The sequence below is a fragment of the Lentilactobacillus parakefiri genome (assembly GCF_002157585.1).
GTDB classification, from domain to species: domain Bacteria; phylum Bacillota; class Bacilli; order Lactobacillales; family Lactobacillaceae; genus Lentilactobacillus; species Lentilactobacillus parakefiri.
Genome location: NZ_BDGB01000113.1, coordinates 1 through 303, shown reverse-complemented (window position 1 = coordinate 303; position 303 = coordinate 1). Strand labels below are relative to the sequence as shown.

The following is a 303-nucleotide window of genomic DNA, read 5'->3' as shown; positions in this document are numbered from 1 at the left end:
CCTTTGCGCTGTTTGTACTTCTCCTGAGCCTTCGAAGGTGAATAGGATTTACCAGTAGAATTACGGCTTAATTCTCGAGAAATGGTTGAGTAACTTTTCTTGATATGGCTGGCAATCTCACGAAGTGAGTTTCCATGATTCCTCATTAAAACGATAGTTTCCCGTTCATCTATGGTAATATGCTTGTAGTGATCCATGGCTAAATTCCTTTCATGATTGTTTTCGCAAACATCATTTTACAGAAATTTGGCCATGGGCCATTCTTTATTTAATTAGTGTTGCACTTAAAGTGTAAATTCAAGT

Annotated in this window: 1 protein-coding gene; it reads right to left on the bottom strand. The window is 37.3% G+C overall.

The genetic code is table 11. The features are described from left to right. Positions 1-197 (bottom strand): helix-turn-helix domain-containing protein (locus LPKJCM_RS11435; RefSeq protein ID WP_133057570.1); only part of this gene is annotated, 197 nt, incomplete at its 3' end. Between the last annotated feature and the right edge of the window lie 106 nt (positions 198-303).